The sequence below is a fragment of the Vibrio sp. V42_P2S4T144 genome (genome assembly GCF_009904715.1).
Classification (GTDB): Bacteria; Pseudomonadota; Gammaproteobacteria; order Enterobacterales; family Vibrionaceae; genus Vibrio; species Vibrio alginolyticus.
Genome location: NZ_WXWS01000010.1, coordinates 1 through 6,058, shown reverse-complemented (window position 1 = coordinate 6,058; position 6,058 = coordinate 1). Strand labels below are relative to the sequence as shown.

The 6,058-nt window shown below is 43.8% G+C and carries 6 protein-coding genes; all 6 read left to right on the top strand.

Annotated elements, in window-relative coordinates:
• Positions 1 to 61: 61 nt before the first annotated feature.
• Entirely contained in the window at positions 62 to 1,396 is a 1,335-nt protein-coding gene (locus CAG68_RS00250; protein ID WP_017821840.1) for a PTS sugar transporter subunit IIC, read from the top strand.
• A gap of 51 nt (positions 1,397 to 1,447) precedes the next feature.
• A complete protein-coding gene (locus tag CAG68_RS00245) occupies positions 1,448 to 1,759 on the top strand; it encodes a PTS lactose/cellobiose transporter subunit IIA (protein ID WP_031777269.1) in 312 nt (103 codons plus the stop codon).
• A gap of 12 nt (positions 1,760 to 1,771) precedes the next feature.
• Positions 1,772 to 3,094: a 6-phospho-beta-glucosidase gene (locus CAG68_RS00240; protein ID WP_005381048.1), complete on the top strand. Its 1,323-nt coding sequence runs from the start codon at positions 1,772 to 1,774 to the stop codon at positions 3,092 to 3,094.
• Positions 3,095 to 3,112: 18 nt separating this feature from the next.
• Entirely contained in the window at positions 3,113 to 3,868 is a 756-nt protein-coding gene (gene chbG / locus CAG68_RS00235; RefSeq protein ID WP_054730785.1) for a chitin disaccharide deacetylase, read from the top strand.
• Between the two features lie 105 nt (positions 3,869 to 3,973).
• The gene (locus CAG68_RS00230) at positions 3,974 to 4,972 is read left to right on the top strand and encodes a LacI family DNA-binding transcriptional regulator (protein WP_005381031.1); all 999 of its coding nucleotides are present in this window, start codon (positions 3,974 to 3,976) and stop codon (positions 4,970 to 4,972) included.
• A 130-nt stretch (positions 4,973 to 5,102) separates the two neighbouring features.
• Positions 5,103 to 6,058 (top strand): DUF3391 domain-containing protein (locus tag CAG68_RS00225; protein ID WP_161440629.1); only part of this gene is annotated, 956 nt, incomplete at its 3' end.

Genomic DNA, 6,058 nt, shown 5'->3' with positions numbered 1-6,058 from the left:
CTGTACATCAAATATAAATATTTGATGCGGGATTCTTTTGCCTAAAATAAGGATGGATTCTATGAAGCTTTATGACGCAATTATAGGCGCAGTCGAAAAGCATATAGCCCCTATAGCAGCTAAAGTGGGGAATCAGCCCCATGTTCGCGCAATGAGAGACGGTTTTATTGTCGCAATGCCGTTTATTATTGTCGGTAGTTTCATTTTGATTTTTGCATTCCCCCCATTTGCCGAAGATACAACCTTTACTTTTGGTCGAATTTGGCTCGATTTCGCCACTACACATTTTGATACCATAATGATGCCCTACAACATGTCGATGGGGATCATGACCATTTTTGTTTCGCTGGGCGTTGCTTATAGTTTAGCGAAGGCTTACAAGATGGATGGGATCACGAGTGCTGTATTGTCACTAATGTCTTTTTTACTCATTGCGGCCCCAGCTAAAGATGGCGCGTTGTCTATGTCTCACATGGGCGGAACCGGGATCTTCACCGCAGTGATGTGTGCATTTTTCTCGGTGGAGCTCTACCGTTTTATGAAAAAGCACAATATTACGATTCGCATGCCAGAGCAGGTGCCACCGGCGATTGCGCGATCATTTGAAGTATTGCTACCAGTCTTAGCGATATTCATTACCTTATATCCACTTAGCCTTTTCGTACAAACCCAGTACGACATGCTGATTCCAGATGCTGTTATGGCTATCTTTAAACCGCTAATTAGTGCGTCTAACTCATTGCCTGCCATTATTGGCGCTTTATTGCTTTGCCAGCTGCTTTGGTTTGCGGGTATTCATGGTGCTGCAATTGTTGTTGGACTGCTTTCTCCAATCTTTTTGACCAACATTGGTGCCAACATTGAAGCCTTTGTTGCAGGTGAACCGATTCCAAATGTATTTACTCAACCGTTCTGGGATTTTTACATCTTTATTGGCGGCTCTGGTGCAACACTTGCTCTTGTTATGCTGATGTCGTTTAGCCGTTCTGTTCACCTTAAGAGCATTGGTCGAATGAGTTCGGTGCCTGGCTTTTTCCAAATCAACGAACCAGTGATCTTCGGTAGCCCAGTTGTGATGAACCCGACCTTGTTTATCCCGTTCGTCTTCGCTCCAGTCATCAACGCTACGATTGCGTATTTTGCTGTGCATGTCGGCTTTGTGGGTATGGGTGTCGCTACAACACCTTGGACAACACCGGCACTGATAGGTGCTTCGTGGGGTAGCGGTTGGACCTTTGCGCCAGTATTGCTCGTCATTGGTTTATTGATTCTTGATCTAATCATCTACTTCCCATTCTTCAAAATGTTTGAGAAGCAAATGTTGGAGCAAGAACTACCAACGACGAAGGAAACTAAAGGTGACACGCAGCCGTCAGGCGAAGGCGTTACTGCTTAACTGTGCTTAATGGGCCGCAATTACCGCGGCCCGATTTTCGGGGAGAAAATGATGGAACAAGAATTGGTTGTGATGGAGATCATTTGCAATGCTGGTGAAGCCAGAAGTTTAAGCTACGAGGCATTGCGTTTATCTCGAGAACAAGATTTTGAAGCGGCTGACGAGAAGCTCTCTCAAGCAAGAGAGTGCATTAATAAAGCCCACTTAATACAGACTCAGCTTATTGAAGAAGATCAGGGAGAAGGGAAAGTCCCGATGACGTTAGTGATGGTGCATGCTCAAGATCACCTGATGACTACGATTTTGGCTCAAGAGATGGCTGTAGAAATCGTCGCACTGAACAAAAAAATCTCGAACAAGTAAAGGGGGATGAAAATGTCTAGAGAGGCGATCAAACTTGCCATTATTGGCGGTGGTAGTAGCTATACCCCGGAATTGGTTGAAGGGGTTATTAAGCGCTTAGAATATTTACCCGTTAAGAAAATCCATTTTGTGGACATTGAGTCAGGAGCTGAGAAGCTTGAGATCATCAAAGGATTGGCTCAGCGAATGGTCGATAAAGCCGGAGCAAAAATTGAGATAAAAGCCGGTTTCGATCGCCGTGCTGCGATAAAAGATGCGGATTTTGTGATGACGCAGTTTCGTGTTGGTGGCCTTGCTGCACGCGCTAACGATGAGCGAATCCCAATCAAGTACGACGTCATCGGCCAAGAAACAACGGGCCCTGGTGGTTTTGCTAAAGCACTGCGAACCATTCCGGTCATTCTTGATATCTGTAAAGACATTGAAGAGTTGGCTCCAAACGCATGGATGCTCAATTTCACCAACCCAGCGGGTTTAGTTTCCGAAGCGGTCAGTAAGTACACCAAAGTAAAGAGTATTGGTTTATGCAATGTGCCCGTTTCAATGGAAATGATGATTGCAGAAATGATGGAGTGCGAGCCAAAAGAGCTACAACTTGAGTTTGCTGGGTTAAACCATCTCGTGTGGGTACACAAAGCATGGCTCAATGGGGAAGATATTACTCAAACGGTATTAGAGAAAGTCGGTGATGGTGCCAACTTCAGTATGAAGAATATCTGGGAAGAGCCGTGGGATCCGGCATTTCTAAAAGCACTGGGGGCGATACCATGTCCTTATCATCGTTACTTCTACCAAACTGATGCCATGCTTGCTGAAGAGAAACAAAGTGCCGATGAAAAAGGCACTCGTGCTGAGCAGGTAATGGAAACAGAAAATGCGCTGTTTAAGCTCTATCAAGATCCTACCCTCGATCATAAGCCGAAAGAGTTAGAGGAGCGGGGTGGTGCTTATTATTCTGATGCATCACTGAACCTAGTTGATTCAATTTATAACAATCGTAATAGTATTCATGTTGTTAACGTTTTAAATAATGGAGCGATCAACGGCCTACCTGACGATGCTGTGATTGAATGTAGTGCGGTGATTGGTAGCTGGGGGGCGAAACCTCTTGCGGTTGGCGAGTTGTCAAACAATATCAAAGGATTACTCCATCAAGTTAAAGCGTATGAGCAGCTAACAATAGAAGCTGCTGTCGAAGGTAATTATGACAAGGCGCTTATGGCATTAACCAATAACCCATTGGTGCCTGACATTGGCCGCGCCAAGTCAATCCTGGATGATATCCTAGCGGTGAACGCTCCGTATTTACCTCAATTTAAACTAACGACGTTGTAAGACTAAGGAAGGGCGCCGATGAAAGTCATTTTTAATGCTGATGATTTTGGTTTAACGAGAGGTGTAAATAGCGGCATCGTTAAAGCTCATCAGCAAGGTGTGGTTCATTCAACCACCATGATGGTGGGTATGGATGCTGAGCAACATGCCTTAGAACTAGCTCGCCATAATCCAGACTTGAAAATTGGCGTTCATCTTAGGTTTACAGCAGGTGTGCCTATAACGAAGCATCCTAACTTGACCAACGGCCGAGCGCACTTTATCAACTATGACGAACTTTGGAGTAAGCAGGACTTCGAAACTCAGGTCGTTTATGATGAAGCAAAAGCTCAGGTGGAACATTTTTTATCGCTTGGGTTAGAGCTAAGCCACTTAGATAGCCATCATCACGCGCATACTCACCCTCAAATTTTGCCCGTTATTAAAGAAGTAGCGAATGAATACCGAGTGCCACTGCGGGGCACTGGCTTGTGTCAAGAATCGATGACAATCAGGTATATCTTTACTGATGAGTTTTATGACCAAAAAGTGAGCTTGGATGGTTTAATGACACATTTATTGAGCTTAAAAGCTGACTATGACTTGGTTGAGGTGATGTGCCACCCGGCAGAGGCCGATCAGGCGCTTATCTTAAAGAGTGGCTATGCGCTTCAGCGAGAGCTAGAGTTACAAGTTCTTACCTCTCCCATTTTAAAAGAACAGTTAGCTCATCATGGTATAGCTGTCACGGATTACTCTGAGCTCGTTTCTACCAATCAAATGGTCGGTGTATGATTAAAGGCTGCCAGCTTCGCCCCCTATAAGCACCTTACGAATTGCTGGCAGCCGTTCTACACAAACGGATATTTAATAACAATTGCAGTTGGACCCAATAGCATTATGGCAAGGATTAAAGATGTCGCCGAACTCGCCGGTGTAAATCGCTCTACCGTTTCTCGAATCATTAATGGGGAGGGGAAGTTTCGCGAAGAAACTCGAAAAAAAGTAGAGCAAGCTATGGCGCAATTGAATTATCGTCCTAGTGCAATTGCTCGTTCACTCGCAACCTCATCCAGTAATATGGTTGGGTTATTGGTGACTTACTATACGGGGGGCTTCTTTGGCGAGATGATGGAGCAGGTTCAAACCGAGCTGGATATTCATAAGAAGTTTTTGATTACAGCTCAAGGCCATCATTCTGCACAAGGTGAAAAAGAGGCAATTCAGCGTTTTAATGATTTACGTTGTGACGGCTATGTACTTCATAGTCGTTATTTGTCAGATGATGACTTACGTGAATTAGCTAAACAACCAACACCTTTCGTTCTCCTGGATCGCTACGTGGAAGGAATAGAAGAGCGTTGTGTTACCTTTAACCATCATCATGCAAGCCGTATTGCCGTTGAGCACCTTTTAGCTGGTGGTCATCGAAAGATTGCTTGTATTGCCGGTCCATCCCAACGTCATAACAGTGTATTGAGAAAGCTTGGGTATATTGATGCAATGAAGGATGCTGGTATAGATATTGATGAAAGCTGGTGTGAAGAAGGGAATTATGGTCGGCAAAGTGGTTATGATGCAATGGCTGCAATTTTACAACGACACCCTGATGTGACGGCTGTCTTTTCGTGCAGTGAAGAAATGACGGTTGGCGCAATGCAGTACTTACACGAGCACAGTATTTCTGTACCAGAGCAAATCTCATTAACTAGCTTTGACAGTGTTGATCTTTGTGAAAGTCTTTACCCTACAGTATCAGCAGTGCACTTTCCTATCAGTGACATGGCCCGTGTAGCGGTACAAACGTTAATGGGACTAGTCAAAGATCAAGAAGTAATAGACAAGCCAGTGTTCGAGGCTAAGCTTAAAATACGCAAAGCAGATCGCTCCTTAAAGTAGCTTACTTCTATCTAATTAAGTGAGTCGCTTAGAAATAACGGTTTGATGTTTTGATAGTTACTGATGAATTTATTCACAAAATTTACTAGTATTCTAACTCTCTTAAGAAATATAAATCAGTAGTGAATAAGTGGCAGCCATTAAACTAACGGTCGATCGTATTCAACCCGGACTACATATCCGTCTTCCGCTAAAGTGGAACGATCACCCCTTTCTACTCAATAGCTTTAAGGTTAAAGACCAAGAGCAAGTCGAGATGATCCGCCACCTCGGCGTAAAGTTCGTTTACTTTAATCCAGAGCAAAGCGATGCCGTTCCACTCCCTATTGATCAAAGACAAGCTGACAGAGTAACAAATGAAGCGTCGTTAGATCATGAAACTCAAAAAATGTGGCAAGAAAAACAGAACCGCATAGAAAAGTTAAGTGCATACCGTCGACGCGTGATTCAGTGTGAAAAAGAGTTTGAGCGCTCTCTGGCACGTATGCGTTCAGTCATGACTAAAATCCGTAACCGTCCGACAGCAGCAGTTGATGAAGCAAAGCTTCTTATTGAAGATATCGTCGAGAAGTTAATGTGCGATGATAATGTTACGTTACATCTGATGAACGGAAAAAATGAGTTTGAAGATATTTATTTCCACTCATTGAACGTGGCTGTTATCTCTATGATGATTGGCCGTGCTAAAGGGTACTCAGCAGCACAGTTGAAAGAGCTTTCCTTCTCCGCACTATTCCATGATATCGGGAAAATAAAAATCCCGACTGCAATATTAAGAAAGCAACTACCTCTAACAGAGCCAGAAACCAACTACTTAAAGTTGCACACTAAATATGGCGTCGATCTTGCGAGTCAAATCGAGGCTTTTCCCGAAGTCGCGAGAATTGTGATCGCGCAGCACCATGAGCTAAGAGATGGGTCTGGTTATCCTAAAGGCCTGAAAGGAGATGAGATCAACGAGTTTGCTCAAATTATTGCTGTAGCCAATGCGTTTGATAACTTGTGTCATACACCGATAGTCTCAGACCAAAAGATTCCTTATACCGCACTCTCTCATTTATATAAGAACTGTAAACACCTATATAA

Bases quoted from the DNA above. Each gene is read 5' to 3' on its own strand.
- CAG68_RS00250 (WP_017821840.1), top strand. From the start codon at position 62: ATGAAGCTTTATGACGCAATTATAGGCGCAGTCGAAAAGCATATAGCC.
- CAG68_RS00245 (WP_031777269.1), top strand. From the start codon at position 1,448: ATGGAACAAGAATTGGTTGTGATGGAGATCATTTGCAATGCTGGTGAA.
- CAG68_RS00240 (WP_005381048.1), top strand. From the start codon at position 1,772: ATGTCTAGAGAGGCGATCAAACTTGCCATTATTGGCGGTGGTAGTAGC.
- chbG (WP_054730785.1), top strand. From the start codon at position 3,113: ATGAAAGTCATTTTTAATGCTGATGATTTTGGTTTAACGAGAGGTGTA.
- CAG68_RS00230 (WP_005381031.1), top strand. From the start codon at position 3,974: ATGGCAAGGATTAAAGATGTCGCCGAACTCGCCGGTGTAAATCGCTCT.